General features: G+C 64.2%; 22 protein-coding genes. 13 read left to right on the top strand and 9 right to left on the bottom strand.

The annotated features are described in order from the left end of the window. Positions 1 to 147: 147 nt before the first annotated feature. The gene (locus tag AC1DXM_RS06670) at positions 148 to 429 is read right to left on the bottom strand and encodes a hypothetical protein (protein ID WP_477232330.1); all 282 of its coding nucleotides are present in this window, start codon (positions 427 to 429) and stop codon (positions 148 to 150) included. Positions 430 to 900: 471 nt separating this feature from the next. Here AC1DXM_RS06670 and AC1DXM_RS06675 point away from each other — a divergent pair, with 471 nt between their 5' ends. The 3 genes from AC1DXM_RS06675 (at position 901) to AC1DXM_RS06685 (ending at position 3,238) form a co-directional block, all read left to right on the top strand. Continuing rightward, positions 901 to 1,125 (top strand): hypothetical protein, encoded by a 225-nt coding sequence (locus AC1DXM_RS06675; protein ID WP_477232331.1) that lies wholly within the window; start codon positions 901 to 903, stop codon positions 1,123 to 1,125. Positions 1,126 to 1,259: 134 nt separating this feature from the next. Next, positions 1,260 to 2,933: an FAD-dependent oxidoreductase gene (locus AC1DXM_RS06680; protein ID WP_477232332.1), complete on the top strand. Its 1,674-nt coding sequence runs from the start codon at positions 1,260 to 1,262 to the stop codon at positions 2,931 to 2,933. Continuing rightward, positions 2,930 to 3,238, top strand: coding sequence for a UBP-type zinc finger domain-containing protein (locus AC1DXM_RS06685; protein ID WP_162711954.1), 309 nt, complete (start codon positions 2,930 to 2,932; stop codon positions 3,236 to 3,238). The genes AC1DXM_RS06680 and AC1DXM_RS06685 overlap by 4 nt, the downstream gene beginning before the upstream one ends. A 34-nt stretch (positions 3,239 to 3,272) precedes the next feature. Here AC1DXM_RS06685 and AC1DXM_RS06690 read toward each other — a convergent pair whose 3' ends face one another. The 7 genes from AC1DXM_RS06690 to AC1DXM_RS06720 form a co-directional block, all read right to left on the bottom strand. Next, positions 3,273 to 3,455: a hypothetical protein gene (locus tag AC1DXM_RS06690; protein WP_477232478.1), complete on the bottom strand. Its 183-nt coding sequence runs from the start codon at positions 3,453 to 3,455 to the stop codon at positions 3,273 to 3,275. A 176-nt stretch (positions 3,456 to 3,631) separates the two neighbouring features. Next, a complete protein-coding gene (locus tag AC1DXM_RS06695) occupies positions 3,632 to 4,810 on the bottom strand; it encodes a trans-sulfuration enzyme family protein (protein ID WP_477232333.1) in 1,179 nt (392 codons plus the stop codon). Then, a complete protein-coding gene (locus AC1DXM_RS06700) occupies positions 4,807 to 6,240 on the bottom strand; it encodes a pyridoxal-phosphate dependent enzyme (protein WP_477232334.1) in 1,434 nt (477 codons plus the stop codon). The genes AC1DXM_RS06695 and AC1DXM_RS06700 overlap by 4 nt, the downstream gene beginning before the upstream one ends. A gap of 94 nt (positions 6,241 to 6,334) precedes the next feature. Next, entirely contained in the window at positions 6,335 to 6,715 is a 381-nt protein-coding gene (locus AC1DXM_RS06705) for a hypothetical protein (RefSeq protein WP_477232335.1), read from the bottom strand. 166 nt (positions 6,716 to 6,881) lie between these two features. Beyond that, positions 6,882 to 8,234: an FAD/NAD(P)-binding protein gene (locus tag AC1DXM_RS06710; protein ID WP_477232336.1), complete on the bottom strand. Its 1,353-nt coding sequence runs from the start codon at positions 8,232 to 8,234 to the stop codon at positions 6,882 to 6,884. 16 nt (positions 8,235 to 8,250) lie between these two features. Then, entirely contained in the window at positions 8,251 to 8,727 is a 477-nt protein-coding gene (locus AC1DXM_RS06715; RefSeq protein ID WP_477232337.1) for an RrF2 family transcriptional regulator, read from the bottom strand. 438 nt (positions 8,728 to 9,165) lie between these two features. After that, positions 9,166 to 9,774: a histidine phosphatase family protein gene (locus tag AC1DXM_RS06720; RefSeq protein WP_477232338.1), complete on the bottom strand. Its 609-nt coding sequence runs from the start codon at positions 9,772 to 9,774 to the stop codon at positions 9,166 to 9,168. A gap of 217 nt (positions 9,775 to 9,991) precedes the next feature. On the opposite strand from AC1DXM_RS06720, the gene tauA reads away from it, so the two are divergent. The 8 genes from tauA (at position 9,992) to AC1DXM_RS06760 (ending at position 17,161) form a co-directional block, all read left to right on the top strand. Then, positions 9,992 to 11,005 carry a taurine ABC transporter substrate-binding protein gene (tauA, locus tag AC1DXM_RS06725; RefSeq protein WP_477232339.1) on the top strand — a complete coding sequence of 338 codons (1,014 nt, stop codon included), beginning with the start codon at positions 9,992 to 9,994 and terminating at the stop codon, positions 11,003 to 11,005. Between the two features lie 165 nt (positions 11,006 to 11,170). Then, positions 11,171 to 11,938, top strand: a complete 768-nt coding sequence (locus tag AC1DXM_RS06730; protein WP_477232340.1) for a taurine ABC transporter ATP-binding protein — start codon at positions 11,171 to 11,173, stop codon at positions 11,936 to 11,938. Further along, complete coding sequence (locus tag AC1DXM_RS06735) at positions 11,935 to 12,795, top strand: ABC transporter permease subunit (protein WP_477232341.1); 861 nt, start codon at positions 11,935 to 11,937, stop codon at positions 12,793 to 12,795. Before AC1DXM_RS06730 ends, AC1DXM_RS06735 begins: the two co-directional genes overlap by 4 nt. Before the next feature lie 80 nt (positions 12,796 to 12,875). Further along, positions 12,876 to 13,058, top strand: coding sequence for a hypothetical protein (locus AC1DXM_RS06740; protein WP_203277380.1), 183 nt, complete (start codon positions 12,876 to 12,878; stop codon positions 13,056 to 13,058). A gap of 333 nt (positions 13,059 to 13,391) precedes the next feature. Continuing rightward, positions 13,392 to 14,345: a sulfonate ABC transporter substrate-binding protein gene (locus AC1DXM_RS06745; protein WP_477232342.1), complete on the top strand. Its 954-nt coding sequence runs from the start codon at positions 13,392 to 13,394 to the stop codon at positions 14,343 to 14,345. Between the two features lie 68 nt (positions 14,346 to 14,413). Further along, positions 14,414 to 15,583 (top strand): FMNH2-dependent alkanesulfonate monooxygenase, encoded by a 1,170-nt coding sequence (ssuD, locus tag AC1DXM_RS06750; RefSeq protein WP_477232343.1) that lies wholly within the window; start codon positions 14,414 to 14,416, stop codon positions 15,581 to 15,583. Further along, complete coding sequence (locus AC1DXM_RS06755; protein WP_477232344.1) at positions 15,580 to 16,356, top strand: ABC transporter permease subunit; 777 nt, start codon at positions 15,580 to 15,582, stop codon at positions 16,354 to 16,356. The genes ssuD and AC1DXM_RS06755 overlap by 4 nt, the downstream gene beginning before the upstream one ends. Positions 16,357 to 16,363: 7 nt before the next feature. After that, entirely contained in the window at positions 16,364 to 17,161 is a 798-nt protein-coding gene (locus tag AC1DXM_RS06760; RefSeq protein WP_477232345.1) for an ATP-binding cassette domain-containing protein, read from the top strand. Between the two features lie 322 nt (positions 17,162 to 17,483). Here AC1DXM_RS06760 and AC1DXM_RS06765 read toward each other — a convergent pair whose 3' ends face one another. Continuing rightward, on the bottom strand, positions 17,484 to 17,669 hold the full coding sequence (locus AC1DXM_RS06765) for a hypothetical protein (RefSeq protein ID WP_477232346.1): 186 nt from the start codon (positions 17,667 to 17,669) through the stop codon (positions 17,484 to 17,486). Positions 17,670 to 18,024: 355 nt separating this feature from the next. Here AC1DXM_RS06765 and AC1DXM_RS06770 point away from each other — a divergent pair, with 355 nt between their 5' ends. Together AC1DXM_RS06770 and AC1DXM_RS06775 are read left to right on the top strand one after the other, a co-directional pair. Next, positions 18,025 to 18,330, top strand: coding sequence for a septal ring lytic transglycosylase RlpA family protein (locus AC1DXM_RS06770; protein WP_477232473.1), 306 nt, complete (start codon positions 18,025 to 18,027; stop codon positions 18,328 to 18,330). Positions 18,331 to 18,584: 254 nt separating this feature from the next. After that, entirely contained in the window at positions 18,585 to 19,862 is a 1,278-nt protein-coding gene (locus AC1DXM_RS06775) for a polyhydroxyalkanoate depolymerase (protein ID WP_477232347.1), read from the top strand. The last annotated feature ends 22 nt before the right edge of the window (positions 19,863 to 19,884 follow it).

A 19,884-nucleotide genomic window follows, 5' to 3' on the forward strand; every position in this document is an offset into this window, starting at 1 on the left:
CCAACAAGACCGCGAAGAGCACCGAAGCCGGCACGGCAAGAAGCCACCGAGCTTCCAATACGCTGTTGTGCGGATCATCCATTGTCTTGTTCCCTGGTGGAAGCTGGCTCCAGCGCTCCTCCCGCGCTGGAGCCGCAGCCGATCGGCTCAACCGCCGGAGGCAGGAGCCGGGGCTGGAGCCGCCGGCGCGGGCGCAGGTGCCTCAACCTTGGGCGCAGAGGCAGGCGCCTCGGCCTTGGGAGCAGGGGCGGGCGCCTCGACCTTGGGCACGTCGACTTTCACGTTGATGTCTTGTCCTCCACCGCCGCCATTGAGATTGATGACGCCGGTGACGAAAAGCAGGGCAAGGATGGCGACGATTGCAACAACAATCGCTACCGCCGTTCCTGCGCCTCCTCCAGAATTCACAACAGTTGGTCCGTCAGCCATTTCTTCCTCCCTGAGGTATCTCCAGAGGCAACGGCGGCTGTAAGCCTTTGTTCCTGCTCAGGGTATTCAGTCGTAGAGCGTTAAGACTTCAGTCCGAACCGGAGCGGCTTCGAGACGCCCGGGTCTCCCGTGTCCGGTCAGCCAAGGAAGCACGCGCCACTCGCATTTGCCGATCACCAGACGTTCCGAGTCCTGTTCGGCAGCCCAGAGCGTGTTTCGTCCGCATAGGACGTAAGTCCGATAAAACGAGCAATGGTCCTATGGGCAGGGCTTTTTGGGAACACGGAGCACGTCTGACTGTTGTTTGAGATCGCGGTTCGAAGCCGGAGCTTGCCTGCGATTTAGGTTTTGGTGCGAACAGGGAGAGCCGTCGTGAACAGGATCATATGGGCCGTTGGGGCTGTTGTTATCGTCATCGCCATATTGAGCTTTTTTGGACTCCGGTAAGACCGGTACTTGAGGTGCAAAGTTATGACGCAATCCGTTCAAGCGCCGATCCTGTCCGAGACCAGCCAAGATCGGGAGATCAATTGTGAAGTCGCATTGGAGGCCGCATTTGGAGAGCTGGTGGCGGCGGCATTGGCTCAAGGGTGGACACCCCAGGAAACAGCTGCCGCTTTGGTCAACATAGCTGCCGAGCACGCCCAGAAAGTCGACGAGCTTGCCGTAGACGCTTCAGCTGCCAACGCTGCCTAGGTGGCCGGTCTAGTTGGCCTTAGAAGGAGCGTTTCTCCTGATGCAGACGAAGTCGCGCGGCCAAACCTGCCCTTCCGGTCAGGCTGCCAATAAACCGCTTCAAACCCGGCGCCCATGACGCTACGCTCTCACCCATGGCCCCACCCGCTCAGCCCATCACCGTCACCCGCCGCGACCAGATGTTTCCCATCCTGGCCGAGGCCGATATCGAACGCATGCGCCGGTTCGGCGAGGCGAGTTCCTATGAAGCGGGCGAGCATATCGTCACCGCCGGCAGTGTGGCGCCGGGGCTGATCGTCATCCTGTCGGGCGCGGTCGACATCACCCAGGATGTCGGGCCTGGCCGGCGCGAGACCATCGTCACCCATGGTCCCGGTAACTTCATCGGCGAACTGGCGCAGCTTTCGAGCCGGCCGTCGCTGGTCAATGCCGAGGCCAAAGAGCCGGTCGAGGCTTTCGTCATTCCCTCGCAGCGGCTGCGCGACCTGATGGTGCAGGAGGCCAGCCTCGGCGAACGGATCATGCGGGCGCTGATCCTGCGCCGCGTCGGGCTGCTGGAAAGCGGCAGCAGCGGGCCGATCGTCATCGGCCCGGCCGGCAATGGCGACACGCTGCGGCTGCAAGGCTTTCTGCGCCGCAGCGGCCAGCCGCACCGCGCGCTCGATTCCGACAGCGATCCGTGCGCCAAAACACTGATCGAGCATTTTCATGTCGACCCGCACCATCTGCCGATCGTGCTCTGTCCCAACGGCAAGCTGATGCACAATCCCGGGGAAACCGAACTTGCCCGTTGCATTGGCCTGCTGCGGCCCATCGACTCAGACATCGTCTATGACGTGGCCATTGTCGGCGCCGGGCCGGCGGGGCTGGCGGCGGCGGTCTATGCGGCCTCGGAAGGGCTGTCGACCATCGTGCTCGATTGCCGCGCCTTCGGCGGCCAGGCCGGCGCCTCCGCGCGCATCGAAAACTATCTCGGCTTCCCCACAGGCATTACCGGCATGGCGCTGATGGCGCGCGCCTACAACCAGGCGCAGAAATTCGGCGTCGAAATGGTCATCCCCGACGAGGCGAAGCTGCTCGGCGCAGCGAGCGAGGGCTACACGCTCGCCGTCGGCGACGGCGAGAACCTGCGCGCGCGCACCGTGGTGATCGCCAGCGGCGCGCGCTACCGCCGCCTCGACATCGCCAATCTGGCCGAGTTCGAGGGCACGTCGGTGCATTACTGGGCCTCGCCGATTGAGGCGCGGCTGTGCGCCGGGCAGGAAGTGGCGCTGGTCGGCGCCGGCAATTCGGCGGGCCAGGCGGCGGTCTATCTCGCCAGCCAGGTGCGCAAGGTAACGATGCTGGCGCGCCGTGGCGGCCTCAGGGAAACCATGTCGCGCTACCTGGTCGAGCGCATCGAGGCGCAGCCCAACATCGAGGTGCTGGGCGAGACCGAGATCGTGGCGCTGGAAGGCGAAGGCGGCAATCTCACCGCGCTCAGCTGGCGCAACCAGGTGACCGGCATCGAGACGACGCGCCCGATCCAGCATCTGTTCCTGTTCATCGGCGCCGACCCGAACACCGACTGGCTGGCCGACTGCAATGTGGCGTTGGACGCCAAGGGTTTCGTGCGCACCGGCGCGGACGTCGCGGCGGGGTTGATGGAGACAAGCCGCAGCGGCGTGTTCGCCATCGGCGACGTGCGCTCCGGCTCGGTCAAGCGGGTGGCGGCCGCCGTTGGCGAAGGCGCTCAGGTGGTGGCGGCCTTGCATGCCTATCTCGCGCGAACCAGCGCAGCAGCGCCCGAACTGGCCAGGAGAGCATGATGGATGAATGCAGACACACGACAGGCATCAAGACAGTGACGCCGAGCGCGCTCGGCTGCGAAGAATGCCTGAAGAGCGGCTCGATGTGGGTGCATCTCAGGCTCTGCCGCACCTGCGGCCATGTCGGCTGCTGCGACGACTCGCCCAACCGCCACGCCACCAAGCATTTCCACGCCACCAAGCATCCGGTCATCGAAGGCTACGACCCGCCTGAGGGTTGGGCCTGGTGCTTTGTCGACGAGGTGTTCATCGACCTCGACGGCGACGTGACGCCGCAGAACGGCCCGATCCCGAAGTTTTTCTGAGGCGGGGCTGCGCTGTCAGCTAACGACTGCCCCGTTATTTCACCGAGCCGGTGACGGTGCGGTCGATGGCGTCGGGATTGCGCTGGTTGCCGGCAAGCGCGGCGATGACCAGAAGGCTGGCGACGACCGGGACGAACAGGATGGCCACGCGGGCCTGCACATAAAAAATGGCGCGCCATTCGCTGCGCTTTTCGGGGCTGTTGTCCATCACACTCACTCTGTCACGCCTCCCCGGAGGGGACATAGCGGCGAAGGGTTAAGCAAAGGCTTCCGATTGTGTTAACGGGGGCGAGTCTGGGTTTTAGGCGCGTCGCGCTGAAACCAGCATATCGGCAAAATCAATCTCGCCGGCTAGCGCCTCCGACGTCAGACATCGGTGCGCATCCTGCTCGTTTATCCCCGCAAAGCCTGATCCAGATCCGCGATCAGATCATCGCCATCCTCGATGCCGGCGGACAACCGCACCAGCGAATCGGAGATGCCGATCGCGGCCCGCTTTTCCGCGGGAATCGAGCCATGCGTCATCAGCGCCGGGTGCTCGATCAGGCTTTCGACGCCGCCGAGGCTTTCGGCCAGGGTGAACAGCTGCGTGCGTTCGAGGAAGCGTTTGGTGCCGGCGAGGTCGCGGTCGAGGTCGACCGAGATCATGCCACCGAAGGCGTGCATCTGCTTTTTGGCAATGGCGTGCTGAGGATGGCTGGGCAGGCCGGGGTAGACGACGCGGCGGACGTCCTTGCGGGCTTCCAGCCACTTGGCGATCTTAAGGCCGTTGGCCGAGTGCCGCTCCATCCTGAGCGCCAGCGTCTTGATGCCGCGCAGCGCCAGAAAACTGTCGAACGGGCCCGAGATGGCGCCGATGGCGTTCTGCAGGAATTTCAACTGGGCGGCGAGATCCTTGTTGTCGCCGACGACCGCAACGCCGCCAACCATGTCGGAATGGCCGTTGAGATATTTGGTCGTCGAATGGACGACGATGTCGATGCCGAGTTCCAGCGGCCGCTGGATATAGGGGCTGCAGAAGGTGTTGTCGGCGACCGTCAAAACGCCCTTGCGCTTGGCGAGTGCTGCAACGCCTTCGAGGTCGACGATGCGCAACAGCGGGTTGGTCGGCGTCTCGACCCAGAGCAGTTTCGTCTCCGGACGGATGGCGGCTTCGACGGCGGCCAGGTCGGTGAAGTCGACGAAGCTCACCTGCAGATTGGCCGAGCGCTTGCGCACCCGCTCCATCAGCCGGAACGAGCCGCCATAGATGTCGTCGGTGGCGACGATATGGGCGCCGCTGTCGAGCAGTTCGAGCACGGTCGAGATCGCCGCCAGGCCGGAGGCGAAGGCAAAGGCGGCCGAGCCGCTTTCGAGATCGGCGACCCCGCGCTCGAAGGCAAAGCGCGTCGGGTTCTGGCTGCGGGCATATTCAAAACCCTTGTGCACGCCGGGCGACTGCTGGCCATAGGTCGAGGTCGCATAGATCGGCACCATCACCGCGCCGGTCAGCGGGTCGTGGCTCTGGCCGCCATGGATGGTGCGGGTCGAAAAGGCCAGGCGGTTCTTGCCCGTCGGGGTGTGTGCGGTCATCGCGCGCGCCTCAAATGGTTGATCAGGTCGATACGGGTTATCAGGCCGACGAACTCGTCGCCATCGAAGATGATGGCGACCTCGTTGCGGTCGAACACCGGCAAAAGCGCATCCAGCGTCTGGCTGGCCTGCAGCGTGTGCAGATTGGAGGTCATGGCGGTGCGGACGGGAGCGTTGAAGCGGTCCCAACGGCCGTCATAGGGGCCGTCGACCTTGGCCAGGATGTCGCTCTCGTCGACGATGCCGACCAGCTTGCCATTGTCCAGCACTGGCAGCTGCGAGACATCGGAGCGGCGCATGCGGCCATAGGCGTTGAGCAGGCTCTCGTCGGGGCCGACGAACACAGTGTCACCGGTGCGGTGCGAGCGCATGACGAGGTCGCGCAGATCGCCATGCTGCTCCTGTTCGGCGAGACCCTGCTCGGCCAGCCAGAAATCGTCGAAGACCTTCGACAGATATTTGTTGCCGCTGTCGCAGACGAAGGTGACGACACGTTTTGCAACAGTCTGCTCGCGGCAATAGCGGAGCGCCGCCGACAAAAGCGTGCCGGAGGACGAGCCGGCCAGAATGCCTTCCTTGGACAAGAGATCGCGCACGGCGAGCATGCTCTGCTTGTCCGGGATGGAATAGGCTTTTTTGACCAGCGACAGGTCGGCGTTGGGCGGCACGAAATCCTCGCCTATGCCTTCAACGGTCCAGCTGCCGGCCTCTTCCATCTTGCCGGTCTTGATCAGCGGCGCCAGCACCGATCCGACCGGGTCGGCCAGCACCATCTCGGTCTTCGGCGAGACTTTCGCGAAGTAGCGGCCAAGCCCGGTCAGCGTGCCGCCGGAGCCGACGCCGACGACCACGGCATCGAGATTGCCGTCGAGCTGGGCAAAGATTTCCGGGCCGGTGGTGGTCTCATGCGCAAGAGGGTTGGCCGGGTTGGCGAACTGGTTGGCGTAGAAGGCGCCAGGCGTTTCCGCCGCGATCTTCTCGGCCATGTCCTGATAATATTCGGGATGGCCCTTGCCGACATCGGAGCGCGTCATGCGCACTTCGGCGCCGAGCGCGCGCAGATGCTGGATCTTTTCGCGCGACATCTTGTCGGGCACGACGAGGATGATGCGGTAGCCCTTGGGGATGCCGACCTGGGCGAGGCCGAGGCCGGTATTCCCCGCGGTCGCCTCGACGATGGTGCCACCGCGCTTCAGCTTGCCCTGTTTCTCGGCCGCGGCGATCATCGACAGCGCGATGCGGTCCTTGATCGAGCCGCCGGGATTCTGGCTTTCAAGCTTGATGAACAGCCGGCATTTTCCGGTGTCGAATTTGGTCAGCTCGACCACCGGCGTCTGGCCGATGAGGTCGAGGACCGAGGCATAGGGCGGACGCAGGCGCGACAACGCGCCGTCCGAACTGCCTGGCGCAGCTTTTCTGTGCTCGCTCATATCGATGTGCTCCCTTGATCAAGCGACCGCCAAGAGCATGATGCCGAAAAGTGCGGAGCGGTTTTCGGACGACATCATGCTCTACTTCTTTGATTCAGCCGGCAGAGCGGCAGCGTAGCTTCTTTTCCAGCCGTTTGCAGGCGGAAAGAAGGTAGATCGTGCCAATCAACTGGCCAGAGGGGGAATGGAATTCCACGAGCGGTTGCCCGGCGTCGCGGTCGACTTGCGAGAACCGGGAAACAGTCAGGGCACGCCTGGTGTGCGAGGCATTGGGCGGCTGAACGCGCGCTCCCTCTTTGATTTTTGACGCACTTCCCTGGGTAAGCGCTAACGCGCTTTGGCCGGGGAAAGCGCTCACACTTTTCCCAGAAATGGTGTCCAGATGTCCCATTACGGCAGGGACTTCAGTCTTAATTGAGATGAAGCTAATATATATGTAGCTTTGCCAGTGCGGGGCGACGATCCCAAAATCCAAGCCTAATCCCGCGATGGCCGGTGCGGCACGCTTTCAACCCAAGCATCCTCCACACCGGCCATTCTTTTGCCTGCCGCCGGGTAGCCCATAGGGCGATGGCGGAAAGCACTCTCGAGTCGAGCCGAATACGGGATCTGTCAGATTCATAGTCTTTCCGGGAATTGCTTCAGCCCAGCAATTGCTTGCTCAGCCGCGCGCATTGCACGCGAATATCCGGGATGGCGTCGATCTCGAAGAAGGTGCCGCGGGTCAGCGGGCCGACGGCTAGTATCTTGGCGGAGGCCGTACCGTCGCCGGCGATGATTTCGCATTTGGCTGAGACATCGAGGCCGAGCCGCAGCGGGTCGGGCCGCGCCAGGCCGCGATCGACAAGCGAACGCACGACGCTGTTCGACGTCGTCGAGATGTCCCTGGCGATGCCCGTGCAGTCATAGATGCGGGCGACCTGGAGCGTCTCGAGCGCCTGGGTGTGGCGCGACTGGATGTCGACGGCGAAGCCATCGCCCGCCTCGATGCCGACGACACGGCCGGCGACCGGGCGGATGCGGCCGGTGCGCACCGCTTCGGTGACGCGGGCATGCACCTCGGGCGCCAGGCGGTGGCGGTGGATATCCCACCAGGCCTTGGTGTGCTCGACGAAGCGGCGCTTGGCCGAGGATGGCCAGTTCTGCCAGATCTTCTGGTTGAAGGGCCGCAGACCATCGACGACGTCGCGCCAGTCGATGCCGGCTTTCTGGTTTTCTCGGATCAGGTCGCGGAACCAGCTGACGAAATAGGACAGCTGCGTGCCGAGCGGAATGTCGGCGACGTCGAGCTTGATCGGGTTGCCCTTGCGGTGCGGTGACGGCAGCAGGCCGCGCCGCGACACGGCGACGATCTCGCCCTTGTGGCCACGCTGCTCGAGCGAAAGAAACGCGTCGACCATGCTGAGCCCCGTGCCCAGCACCAGCACGCGGGCATCAGGATCGAGCGCGGTGTCGGCCTCGGTGCCCATGCGGATGGCGTGGCCCTGGCCGGCGCCGGGCTGTTCGTCATGGCCGGTGGCAAGCACCGCCAGATGCGCGACCACGCTGGTGCCGTTGGCGAGCGTCACCTCGACCCCGGAAGAGGTCGGCGAGATCGACAGGCTCTCCTCGCGGATCAGCCTGAGACGGCCGGTTTCCTTTTCCCGCTCTTCGAGTTCGTCCAAAAGTTCCTTGAGATAGCGGGCATAGACGCTGCGCGGCGCGTAGAAGGGTGTCTGCGGCGTCTGCTCCTGGCTCACCAGGCCGCGCGCCTGCAGCCAGCGCCAGAAATTGCCGGGATCGTCGGCATAGGCGCTCATGCCTGCCGCGCTGACATTGAGCACATGTGCCGACAAGAGGGTCGAATAGGCGATGCCCTGGCCGAAATGCGGACGCTTTTCGATCAGCGTCACGCGCAGATCGGGGTGGGGCGATTTGAGGAGATGCGCGGCAAGCACGACGCCGCTGGCGCCGCCGCCGACAACAATGATCGAATTGGTGCGCCCGACACTCATGTGCGCACGCTCAGGATCAGGCGAGGACCTTCTGCGTCAACGGCAGGCCGTTGATGTCGCTCGCGACCGTAAGGTCGTCGAGGACGATGTCGCGCATCTCGGCCAGCGTGCGCTGGTCGAGCACCTCGGCGATGGCCTGCCGGACCTCGAGCATCAGATGTCGGACTTGGCATGTCGCCTCATTGCAGTCTTCACAGCGCTGATACTGGGTGCGGCTGGCGCACGGGATGGGTGCCAGCGGTCCGTCGAGCACGCGCACGACATGGCCGACCTTGATCTCGTCAGCCGGGCGCGCCAGGCGATAGCCGCCTTCCTTGCCCTTGCGGCTCTGGACGAAGCCGGCATTGCGCAATTCGCCGAGAATGGCGTCGAGGAATTTCTTCGGGATGTTGTTGCCGCTGGCGATGTCGCCGACGAAGGCGAGCTGACCGGCCGGCAGTTGCGCCAGATGGACCAGCGCCTTGAGGCCGTACTTGCCTTTTTTGGTGAGCATAAACCGAACGCTTCCCTGTCAGGCGATGGCTCGAAACCATCGGTTGCGAAACGCCTGACGTGCCTCCCCGCCGCGTGCAAGCTGCTTCGACAGATAAATTCTAGTGACATGATATACAAGCAGAGAAACCTTGATTTTGCTGTGTTTTCACGCCGCGGAGGCCACTTTAGCAGGGCTTTGTGCCGTTAAGGTCACAGGCTGGGCCGCAAAGGCAGTCGGATGCCGCGAGCGATCATGGTGGCAGAGTGGCCGCGCGTCGTCTCCTCCATTCCTCAATGTCGATAAGATTACTATACTTACCCTCGAACCGGCGGAACGTGTTTTCAAATCAGCGGCTGTTTGCAGCATGGATTTGCTCGGCCAACGTGCTGCGCGCAATCTCGTTCGCTGTCGGGGACCAAGATCGGTATGGGCGAGGACGAATGCCCAATCCTCCGCTCAGGACTGGGCGCCGTCGCCTTGCAACTGGTCAGACTTGGCGGGTTTGGCCACCGGTATGCCGCTCGAGCGCAGCATCCAGCGGTGACCGTCGCTGCGCAAATCAGTGAGGCTGAGCGGCTCGACATCGATCCTGCGGCAGGCCGCAAGCGGCGCGCCGAGGACATGGACGATCGCCGCACGGATGACGCTGGCATGCGTCACGGCGATGGTGTGGCCGCTCGTCCGAATCAGGCCGTCCATGAAGCTCGCGGTGCGACGCGCCACATCGGCCAGCGACTCGCCGCCATGCGGAGCGGCCTCGGCATCGCCGAGCCAGGCGGCGACGCCGTTGGCATCAAGCGCCTGCACCTCCGCGAAACCCTTGCCGGCCCAGCGGCCAAAATCCTGCTCGGCCAGCAGCGGCTCGACCGACGGTTTGAGCCCCATCGCCTCGGCGGTCTGGCGGGCGCGCAGCGCCGGGCTGGTCCAGACCCGGTCGGCACGGCGCAGGGTCATCGTTGCCGCCAGCGCCAAAGATCGCGGCTCCAGCGCCTCATCGAGAGGGAACGACCCATTGCGCGTGGCGGGCGTTGCGCCGCTGCGGATCATGGTCAGGCGTACCAGCATGACAGGCTCTCTTTGGGTCGGCCGAGACGACCGGGTGTGCGTTTGCGCCAGCTCTACACGATCGCGCGTAGAGGATCGCGGTTCGTTGACGGGTATCGGCCGGGGGCTTTTTTCTAACAAGCCCGCTTTGCTTGGAAGGATTTAACTCTACAAGGACGATAGAATTAGCTGACTATGAACAGGTATCCGGTTTTTCTCTCTTTCATGGAGCCTTTTCATGTCCAGCATTTCGCGACGCATTGTCCTCCTGTCGTCGGCAGCCTTGGCGGGTGCGGCCTTTCTCGGCCCGGCCCAGGCGCAGGACCTCAAGATCACCATCGGCTACCAGACGGTGGTCGAACCTTCGAAAGTGGCGCAGGCCGACGGCGCCTATGAAAAGGCGACCAAGGCCACGATCGACTGGCGCAAATTCGATTCCGGCGCCGAGGTCATCGCCGCCGTTGCCTCCGGTTCGGTCGATATCGGCTATGTCGGCTCAAGCCCGCTGGCGGCAGCCGCCAGCCGGGAACTGCCGATCCAAACCATCTTCGTCGTCGGCCTGATCGGCGAATCCGAGGCGCTGGTTGCCCGCAACGGGTCCGGCATCGAGAAGATCGCCGACCTCGCCGGCAAGAAGGTGGCGGTGCCGTTCGTGTCGACCACGCATTACAGCCTGCTTGCGGCGCTGAAGCACGAGAATGTCGATCCGAAATCGGTCGAGATCCTCAACCTCAGGCCGCCGGAAATCGCCGCCGCCTTCGCCCGCGGCGACATCGACGCGGCCTATGTCTGGGATCCGGCGCTCGGCCAGATCAAGACCTCCGGCAAGGTGGTGCTGGATTCCTCGCAGGTTGCCGCCTGGGGCGCGCCGACCTTCGACGCCTGGATCGTGCGCACCGACTTCGCCGACAAGAACCCGGAAGCCGTGCGCGACTTCGTCAAGGTGACCGGCGAATCCTATGCCGCGTTCCTGGCCAAGCCGGACGCCTGGTCGGTGTCGTCGCCGGAAGCGGCGAAGATCGCCAAGATCACCGGGGCCAAGCTGGAAGAAGTACCGCAACTGCTCAAGGGCTACGTCTTCCCGACGCTGGAAGAGCAGGCCTCCGACAAATTCCTCGGCGGCGGCACCGTGAAGGCGATCGAGGCGGCGTCGGCCTTCCTCAAGGAGCAGGGCAAGATTGATGCCGTGCTGCCGGACTATTCGAAATACGTGTCGTCGAAATACGTCACCGAAGCCTTGGCTTCGAACTGATTTTCGTTTTCACGCAATTCCGGACGGAAAACCGCTTCACACTTTTCCTGGAATTGCTCTGAACACGCGCGGTTTCTTCTTCCCTGACGCCGCGTGTTGCCTGTCCCGGAGCCGCTAAACGAGGAGCGGTTTCGGGGCAGGCTGATCTCTTTCGGAGCCTGTTCCATGTCCCATCTCGTCCTAGACAAGGTCTCGGTTCACTATGACGGCCAGCCGGCCGTCGAGCGGGTGTCGATTGATGTCGCCAAGGGCGATTTCGTCGTGCTGGTCGGCCGCTCCGGTTGCGGCAAGACCTCGCTGCTCAATGTCGCCGCCGGCCTGGTCGAGCCCGCGCGTGGTGTAGCCACCATCGGCGGCTCACCGATCACCGGCCCAGGCCCGGACCGCGCCGTGGTGTTCCAGAATGATGCCTTGTTTCCCTGGCTGACGGCACGCGAAAACGTCGCCTTTGCGCTCCGACTGCGCGGCGTGCCGCTGGCTGAACGGGCACGGCGCGCCGATGAGCTGCTCAGACTGGTGAAACTCGAGGGCGTCGGCGACAAGCACATCTGGGAATTGTCGGGCGGCATGCGCCAGCGCGTGGGGTTGGCCCGCGCGCTCGCCGCCGCACCGGAATTCCTGCTGCTCGATGAACCTCTCGGTGCGCTCGACGCGCTGACGCGCGAGCGCATGCAGACGACGCTGCTCGATTTGTGGACAGCCGCCCAAGTCGGCGTGCTGATGGTCACGCACGGCATCGAGGAGGCTCTGGTGCTGGCCACAAGCATTGTCGTGCTGGCGCCGGGACCTGGCCATGTGGTGCGGACATTCGAGACCGGCTTCAGCCGGCGCTATGCCGCGGGCGAGCCCATCCGCTCCATCAAGGCCGACCCGACCTTTGCCGGGGCGCGCGGCGAACTCACCGATGCGATCTTCGAAGGAGAGGCGGCATGAGCGTCACCTCGTACAATGAGCGGCCGACCGTCAAGGCCGGCGAAACCGATGCCATCTCGGTGCCGTGGTCGCGGCCGCGGCCTAAACGCAGCTGGATCTCTTCCCGCGCGGTCAGCGCCGTTACCATTCTGGTCGTGCTGGCGGCATGGGCGCTGTCGGCCCGCCTGCAGCTGGTGTCGCCGGTGTTTTTGCCCTCGCCCGCCGCCGTGTGGACCAAATTCATTGTCGTCGCCCGCGACGGCTTCGTCGACGCCACGCTGCTCCAGCATATCGTTGCCAGCCTCGGCCGCGTCTTCGCAGCGCTGCTCGCGGCCATCGTCATCGGCGTGCCGGTTGGGCTGGCCATCGGCATCTCGACGATCGGTCGCGGCATTTTCGATCCGCTGCTCGAATTCCTGCGGCCGATCCCGCCGCTCGCCTATCTGCCGCTGGTCATCATCTGGTTCGGCATTGGCGAGCCGTCAAAGATACTGGTCATCGCCATTGCCATGCTGGCGCCGGTGGCGCTGTCGACGGCTTCCGGCGTGCGCGGCGTCTCGAAGGAACGCATCGATGCGGCGCGTTCCCTCGGCGCGACGCAGCGCCAGGTCGTGCGCCATGTCATCCTGCCCAGCGCGCTGCCTTCGATCCTGACCGGCCTGCGCATTGCGCTCGGCGCCGGCTGGTCGACACTGGTCGCGGCCGAGCTGGTGGCGGCGACGCGCGGCCTCGGCTTCATGATCCAGTCCGCCGCCCAGTTCCTGGTCACCGATGTCGTGGTGATGGGCATATTGGTGATCGCGACAATAGCCTTCGTGCTGGAATTCATCATCCGCCGGATCGAGCGTCAGCTGGTTCCGTGGGCGGGACGCGAATGACAACAGGGCCCGCCGGTTTGGCCGGTTGCTTCACCTCACAGCGCGGGGACCACCGATCCCGGAACAGAAGGAGTGATGACATGACCCAATCCACCGCCGTGCTGTTCGCCCATCTCGGCAACTGGCTGCTCGCCTGGCGGGATAACCAATTGCCACAGCCGCAGCCGAAATCGCCAGCCCCGGTGCAGCTCGACGCCGAACGCGACCGCCTGCCACCGCGCGACGAAGGGTTTTACTGGGCGTGGGAGTATTGGTCGCAGTGAGGGGTGGCGATTAGCGCCCCTCTCCCCGTCTCTATACGGGGAGAGGATGCCGGCAGGCAGGTGAGGGGCGGCGCCAGCCTGGGTAATAGATTCGCCGCAGGCGCGGATCGCCAACTTCAGCGCTGCCCCTCATTGCCCTGCCGGGCATTTCTCCCCGTGAACGGGGAGAAAGAGGCCGGCACCGGCTGTCTCCGCTCGACCGCAGAAAATATTTCCGCCCCACACCGCCAACTCGCAAAATCGTTTCTCTACTAAATTTATAGACCTACCTAGCCTAATCCCTCAATCAACCGGCCGCACGGTTTTTCCGGCGCCTATCCGTAGCGAGGGATCATGTTCAGCCTGACCAGACGCGTTTTTGGCATCGGCCTTGTGGCGGCGAGCGTCGCCTTGTCGCTCAGTGCTTCGGCGCAAGAGCTGAAGCAACTCAACATCGGCTACCAGAAGACCGGCCTGCCGGTCATCGCCCGGCAGCAGCAGGTGGTCGAGAAGGCGCTGAGCGACAAGGGTGTCGCGGTGAAATGGGTCGAATTCACCGCCGGGCCGCCGCTGGTCGAGGCGCTCAATGTCGGCGCCATCGATATCGGCTACACCGGCGACGCGCCGCCGATCTTCGGACAATCTGCCGGGGCCAACATCGTCTATGTCGCGGCAATGCCCTCCAATGGCGATGGCGAGGCGATCTTCGTCAAGCCGGCATCGCCGATCCAGTCGCTCGCCGAGCTCAAGGGCAAACGCGTCGGCGTCGGCAAGGGCACCAGCGCGCATAATCTTCTCGTCGCCGCGCTCGACAAAGCGGGCGTCGGCTTCGACCAGATCACGCCGGTCTATCTCAGCCCGGCAGACGCCGCCGCCGCTTTTGCCAGCGACCAGATCGACGCCTGGGCGGTGTGGGATCCATTCTTCGCCATCGCCGAAACACGCTACCAGCCGCGTGTGCTGGCCCGCTCCAGCGACGTGCTCAAGGTCAACAGCTATATTCTCGGCAACAAGGATTTCGCCAAGGCGCATCCCGAGGTCGTCGCCACGACGATCGCGGCACTCGGCGAGGCTGCCAAATGGGCGGACGCGAACCGCGACAAGGTGGCCGCGGCCCTGCATGAGGTGACCGGCGTGCCGCTCGACGCACAGACCATCGCCGCCAAGCGCAGCAAATTCGGCATCTTCCCGATCACCGACGATATCATCGCCGGCCAGCAGGCGACCGCCGACCGCTTCTACAAGCTCAAGCTGATCCCGAATGCGGTGCGCATCTCCGACGCCGTTTGGACCGCACCGGGCAATTGATTTTTCGCGTGCGGCGCCGGGCGGAAACGTCCGGCGCCTTTTGCCGTTTCCGTTTTGAGGATGTCGCCATGACCGCTCCAGCCACTCCGCAAGCCAGGCCGCTCGATTTCTTCTGGTTCATTCCGACGCATGGCGACGGCTCCTACCTCGGCTCCGAACAGCAGCAGCGCCCGCCGGAGTTCGCCTACTTCAAGGAGATCGCACAGGCCGTCGACCGGCTCGGCTTTCCCGGCGTGCTACTGCCGACGGGGCAAAACTGCGAGGATTCCTGGATCACCGCCAGCGGGCTTGCAGCGCTGACCGAAAAGCTCAAATTCCTGGTGGCGCTGCGGCCCGGCGTCACGCTGCCGACCTTCGCAGCGCGCCAGACCGCGGCGCTCGATCGCTTAAGCAATGGCCGGCTGCTGCTCAATGTCGTGGTCGGCGGCAATCCGACCGAGCTCGCCGGCGACGGCGTCTTCCTGCCGCATGACGAGCGCTATGCCCAGGCGCAGGAATTCCTGACCATCTGGCGCGCGCTGGTGTCGGGCCAAAGCGTCAATTTCAACGGCAAATACTACCGCGTCGACAATGGCCGCCTCGACCTTTTGCCGCAACAGGAGCGGCCGCCGCTCTATTTCGGCGGCTCGTCGGATGCCGGCCAGGAGCTCGCCGCCGATCTGGTCGACATGTATTTGACCTGGGGCGAGCCGCCGGCGCAGGTGGCAGAGAAGCTCGCTGCCGCGCGCAACAAGGCCGAACGGCGCGGCCGCAAACTGCGTTTCGGCATCAGGCTTCATTTCATCGTCCGGGAGACCGAGGAAGAGGCCTGGCGCGCCGCCGACCGGCTGATCAGTCACGTCACCGATGCGCAGATCGAAAACGCCCAGGCGCGCTTCACCAAGGAAATGGATTCTGTGGGACAGCGGCGCATGGCGGAACTGCATGGCGGCCGTCGCGACAGGCTGGTGGTTTCGCCCAATCTGTGGGCCGGCGTCGGCCTGGTGCGCGGCGGCGCCGGTACTGCATTGGTCGGCTCGCCGGAGCAGATCGTCGAGCGCATCCGCGAGTACCAGGCGATCGGCATCGACACCATCATCGGCTCCGGCTACCCGCATCTCGAGGAGGCCTACCGCGTCGCCGAGCTTTTGTTCCCGCGGCTTGGGCTGGGGACCAAACGGGCGCAGGCGCATGAAAACATCGCCAATGAATTCGCCGTCGGCTTCCACGGCGCCAACCGCCTGCAGGCTTCGTCATGAGTTTTGCGCAGCGCGTCAAACAGAACGGCATCGGCTGGCTGCTTCCGGCGCTGGTCATCGCCGGCTGGGAGGCAGCTTCGCGCGCGGGAATCATGCCGGCCAATGTGCTGCCGGCGCTGAGCGCGGTGGCCGAGGCCTTCTGGCGGCTGACGCTGTCGGGCGAGCTGATCCAAAACATCGGCGTCAGCACGGCGCGCGCGCTGGCCGGCTTTGCCATTGGCGGCTCGATCGGCTACGCGCTCGGGCTTGCCAACGGGCTGTCGGCGCTGAGCCGCGGCCTGACCGACACGACGCTGCAGATGATCCGCAACATTCCGCATCTGGCGCTGATCCCGCTGGTCATCCTCTGGTTCGGCATCGACGAGGAAGCCAAACTGTTCCTGGTGGCGCTCGGTGTGTTCTTCCCGATCTACGTCAACACGCTGCTCGGCATCCAGAGCGTCGACCCGCAGCTGGTCGAGATGGGCCGGGTCTACGGCATGGACCGCCGCGCGCTGTTTTTTCAGGTGATCCTGCCCGGCGCGCTGCCGGCGATCTTCGTCGGCCTGCGCTATGCACTTGGCATCATGTGGCTGACGCTGATCGTGGCGGAAACCATTTCGGCCAGTTCCGGTCTCGGCTACATGGCCATGCAGGCGCGCGAATTCCTGCTCATCGACGTCGTCGTGCTGTCGATCCTGATCTATGCGCTGCTCGGCAAGCTTGCCGACAGCCTCGCCCGCCTGCTCGAGCGGCTGTCGCTCGGCTGGCACCCTGCCTTCCAGAACGTTTGAGGTATCGATGCCCGCCGCCAGCCTCGCCGCCGTCCGCTCCTTCGTCGCCGCGCCGGAGCCGTCCCGGCCGGCGCAAGCGATCGAAAGCCCGCGCGCCTTTGCGTTCAAGGGCGTTGAGAAGCGCTTCGGCGACAAGATGGTGCTCGACGGCATCGATCTCGACGTGCCGGTCGGACAGTTCGTTGCCGTCATCGGCAAGAGCGGCTGCGGCAAGAGCACGCTTTTGCGGCTGCTGGCCGGGCTCTACTGGCCGACGGGCGGATCGCTGACATTCGGCGCGGACGAGCAGGGACACAGCCGCACGCGCTTCATGTTCCAGGAACCGCGGCTGCTGCCCTGGGCCAGCGTGGTGAAGAACGTCGAGGTCGGACTGACTGGCATTGCCTCGGGCGTTGAGGCCAGGCGGCGCGCGCTCGAGATTCTCGGCCAGGTCGGGCTTGCCGATCGCGCCGACGAATGGCCCTCGGTGCTGTCCGGCGGCCAGAAACAGCGCGTGGCGCTGGCGCGCGCGCTGATCGGCCAGCCGCAGATCCTGGCGCTGGACGAGCCGCTCGGTGCGCTCGACGCGCTGACCCGGATCGAAATGCAGCAGCTTCTGGAACGCATCTGGGTCGAGCAGAAATTCACCGCCGTGCTGGTCACGCATGACGTCGCCGAGGCGGTTGCGCTTGCCGACCGGGTGGTGGTGATCGACCAAGGCCGGATCGCGCTCGACCTCGACGTGCCGGTGGCGCGGCCGCGTCGGCGCGGTTCCGTCGAGCTCGCCCGCCTGGAAGGCAGGATTCTGGACCAGCTGTTCGGGTAGTTCATTCGGCGCAAGGTTTTGGTGGATGCCAGTCGAAACCACATGGCTTGGTGATTGGCAGTAAGGCTCATCGCTTCGTCATCCTGGGCGAAGCAAGGAGCGAAGCGACGCGGCGCAGACCCTGGGATCCATGCCGGGACTCCTGAGCACCGCCACGGTGCAGAAATCTGCCCCGCTGCATTCTTCGGTCGATGCAACGGCATGGATCCTAGGGTCTTCGCGACGCCGCTTCGCGGCTGCTCCGCCCTAGGATGACGAAGGTTGGGAGGCTCCCGCCAATCGCGAATAATCGTGCGTCAGAGACCGTCGGTGGCGGCCCTACTCACCCCCGCGAGCGGCTCGCCCATCCGAGGCCAAGCAGGCCGACCAGCATGGTGACGATGCCGATATAAAGCCATTGCGACTGGCCGGTCATGAAGCTGCCGCCGACCACGCCCATGCCTTGCAGCGACCACAGCGCGCCGATGGCCAATACAATCAGGGCCAGCAGATACCTGAACAGTCTCATCGCCGAGATTCCTTTCCCAAGTCGATTGTCAACTGCGCCATGGCCGTGATGAAAGAGCGAAAGGACGGTGTCTAATCGCGTGTTCTTTTACTTGCAATATAACGTCTTGTCTTGCTCAAGGCATCTGTGAAGACGCTCGAAATATCGCCAGCGATACGGCAGCCGGCTGCGAAATATTCCTAACAAACTGTTTCCCAGTGACTCCAAACGTGTGCCAGCGCCACGGAACCGCCAGACACTTGCCGCATTTCCTGCCTTATTCAGCACTTACCGGCTGGGGTCTGTAAAAGGAGCCTCCCAAGTGAACAAGAAGAACCAGACCGCGCTTGTCGCGGTAACGATAGCGGCTGGCCTGATGGTCGGCGCATCCGCCTCCTCCGCCGCCGGCCAATGCGGCCGTGCTTCCTGGTACGCGCTGCACTCCCGGACCGCCAATGGCGAGCGCATGAATCCGTCGGCAATGACCGCCGCGCATCGCAGCCTGCCCTTCGGCACCAGGCTGAAGGTGACCAACCAGAACAACGGCCGCAGTGTCATCGTGCGCATCAACGATCGTGGCCCGTTCATCAAGGGACGCATGCTCGACCTGTCCAAGGGCGCCGCCGGCCAGCTCGGCTTTATCGGCTCCGGCCATACTTCCGTGTGCATGGCGCGCGTCTAAATCTGTCCAGGTCCGGCCCATCCGGGCCGGACGCATCCTGCCCCTTATATCCAACAGCTGCGGCTTTCGCAGCTGCACATTGAGCCGGCTGGCCCCGTTCGAAGCGGATTCTCAACGCCTTGGACCAAAGAACGGCATATGTCACGCCACGTGACGTATTGCATCGCAGCAATATCTTGTTAACCTCCGCGCGAGACATTCAAGGCTCGGCGCTGTCCGTCGTCCCTTCGATCACGGCAGCTGCGGAGTACCTGATGTTCTACCAGCTCTACGAAATGAACCATGCCGCCCTGCAGCCCGCGCGGCTTTATGCCGATGCGGTGCGGCTGTTCTACACCAACCCGCTCAACCCGGTTTCGCACACGCCGTGGGGCCGCTCGGTGGCTGCCACCGCCGAACTCTTCGAGCGCACGACGCGCCGCTACGGCAAGCCGCATTTCGACCTGACCAAGACCGTGGTCGACTGGAAAAGCGTCGAGGTCAGCGAAAAGACGGTGTGGTCGCGGCCGTTCTGCAACCTCACCCGCTTCGAACGATCCGTTCCCGCTGGGCGCAAGGCCGACCCCAAGCTTTTGATCGTGGCGCCGATGTCGGGCCATTATGCGACGCTGCTGCGCGGCACGGTCGAGGCGATGTTGCCCTATGCCGACGTTCACATCACCGACTGGGTCGATGCCCGCATGGTGCCGCTGACCGACGGACATTTCGACCTCGACGATTACATCGACTACATCATCGACATGCTGCATGCGCTGGGACCTGACACCCATGTCATGGCGGTGTGCCAGCCTTCGGTGCCGGTGCTGGCGGCGGTGGCGCTGATGGAAGAACGCGGCGATCCCTTCGTCCCCTCGACCATGACGCTGATGGGCGGGCCGATCGATACCCGCCGCAACCCGACCGCGGTCAACCTTCTGGCCAAGGAAAAGGGCATCGACTGGTTCCGCGACAACGTCATCATGAACGCGCCGTGGCCGGTGCCGGGCTTCGGCCGCGAGGTCTATCCGGGCTTCCTGCAGCTGTCGGGCTTCATGAGCATGAACCTCGACCGCCACATCATCGCCCACAAGGACTTCTTCATGCACCTGGTCAAGCATGACGGCGACAATGCCGAGAAGCACCGCGACTTCTACGACGAATATCTGGCGGTGATGGACCTGACGGCGGAGTTCTATCTGCAGACCGTCGACACGGTGTTCGTGCGCCATGCCCTGCCCAAGGGCGAGATGATGCATCGCGGCGAAATCGTCGACACCAAGGCGATCCGCAACGTCGCGCTGTTCACGGTCGAGGGCGAGAACGACGACATTTCCGGGCTCGGCCAGACCCAGGCCGCGCACGACCTCTGCCCCAACATTCCGGCCGACCGGCATGCCCACTACATGCAGCCGGCCGTCGGCCATTACGGCGTCTTCAACGGCTCGCGTTTCCGCTCGGAAATCGTGCCGCGCATTGTCGATTTCATCACCAGCTACGGCCGCCAGAACCGTGTGGCGGTCAAACCGAGGCTGGTCCGCTCCGCCAAAGGCTGAGGCTCGATACAGCTGTGGCGTG

It is taken from the genome of Mesorhizobium sp. P3_A2, assembly GCF_056403115.1.